Source organism: Streptococcus sp. Marseille-P7376, from assembly GCF_902460385.1.
Lineage (GTDB): Bacteria > Bacillota > Bacilli > Lactobacillales > Streptococcaceae > Streptococcus > Streptococcus sinensis.
Genome location: NZ_CABPTS010000045.1, coordinates 1 through 1,688, shown reverse-complemented (window position 1 = coordinate 1,688; position 1,688 = coordinate 1). Strand labels below are relative to the sequence as shown.

The following is a 1,688-nucleotide window of genomic DNA, read 5'->3' as shown; positions in this document are numbered from 1 at the left end:
GTTCAATTCTATTTTACTAGAAAATCTTATGAGTTTTTATTGTGCACTTATATTGTATATTCAAGACAACAAAATAGGCTCCATAATCCCTGCGGTGGATTTACCCACTACAGAAATTATAGAGCCTAAATAAACAAATGAGAAACTTTCTGAAATTAGGGAGAGAATAATGCAAGATTCAATTGATATTTTGAAAGAGCGCTATTTAGTCAATATAAAAGAAAATCCAGACTTATATATCGGGATTGAGTTAGAATTTCCAATTGTGAATCTTCAGGGAGGGGCGACAGATACCCGTGTAACAAAAGAGCTCTTGTCAAGGCTAAATTCAAACTATGGTTTTATTGTAGAACGCAGGGATTTAGATGGCAATCCTATTCAGTTAAAAGCTCCAGATAGCGAAGATCGTATTCTCTTTGAAGTATCTTACAATATTTTAGAGTTCGCATTCGAAAAAGCGAAAACAATTCAGGAAGTTGAAAGACGCTTCAATCACTACTTAGACACTATTCAAAAGATTTTACACAAAGACCATCATGAGCTTCAGGGTCAGGGTTTACATCCATTCTGGAAGGAGAATAATAATGCTCCTGTGAAATATCCCCGCTATCAAATGTTGATGCAGTATCTAACTTTGAGTGAGGAAATTGGAGGAGATTTCTTCCATCGCTATCCTGATTATGGCGGCTATATCTGTGGAAGTCAAGTCCAGCTGGATGTCTCACGGGCAAATTTCATACAGGTAATCAATACCTTCAATCAAATCGAGGCTGCTAAAGCCTATCTTTTTGCCAATTCGGAATTGACAGCAGAAGATTTCAACACTAGAATCTCCAGAGACCGCTTCTGGGAAGAATCCATGCATGGCTTGTTAGTAGAAAATGTCGGTGTCAATCCCTATGATTTCACAGATGAAGAAGATTTTTTCAATATTTAAATCACACAGCTATTTTTAATGCTGAACGAGAGGGAGATGTCTACTATTTTCCTCCTATCGGCTGGAGAATATCTAAAGCAGGTGCAAATCAAGGCCTATAATTTGAGGGGGGACGAAAGATTTCTCATTCCGTGCGCAGAAGATTTTAGTCATCACAGAAGCTACCAATATCAGGATTTAACGACAAGAGGCACTGTTGAATTTAGAAGCACTTGTGTTCAGCCTCTCGCTAAGACATTTGCACCAGCAGCCTTTCATTTAGGATTGTTAGTGAATCTAGAGGAAACAGAGGCCTATCTTAAAGCTTGTGAGTTTTTCAGGCTGGAAGGGCGGGATTATAAACATTTGCGCCGACAGTATTCGAAAAACAAACTTACACAGAACGAGGAAAAAAACATTCAAAAATTTTCATACGATCTTCTTCAACTTGCTATCAAAGGCTTGCAAAAACGGAAAATGCATGAAGAAAAGTATCTCATATCTTTGTATTAATAGACTCCCTTTGGAATTCTAATAATGTTTTAAGTGTTTCATTTTAGTGCTAAACCCTAGTCCTTTAAGGAACTTTCAAGGTTATCGCAAAGTTGGTTTGAAAAAAAGTTTCAAAAAAGCAAAAAAAGTTCAAAAAAAGTATTGACAAGAATTAGTTGAGGTGATATACTGATATAGTTGTCGCTTGCGAGGGCGACAAAGACCTTTGAAAACTGAACAAGACGAACCAATGTGCAGGGCACTACAACTGAAGTTGTAG

1 pseudogene is annotated in these 1,688 nt (G+C 37.2%); it reads left to right on the top strand.

Annotated features, from left to right (window positions below):
* The first annotated feature begins 169 nt into the window (after positions 1 to 169).
* A pseudogene (locus tag FZ952_RS11445) lies at positions 170 to 1,429 on the top strand (glutamate-cysteine ligase family protein).
* Positions 1,430 to 1,688: the final 259 nt, after the last annotated feature.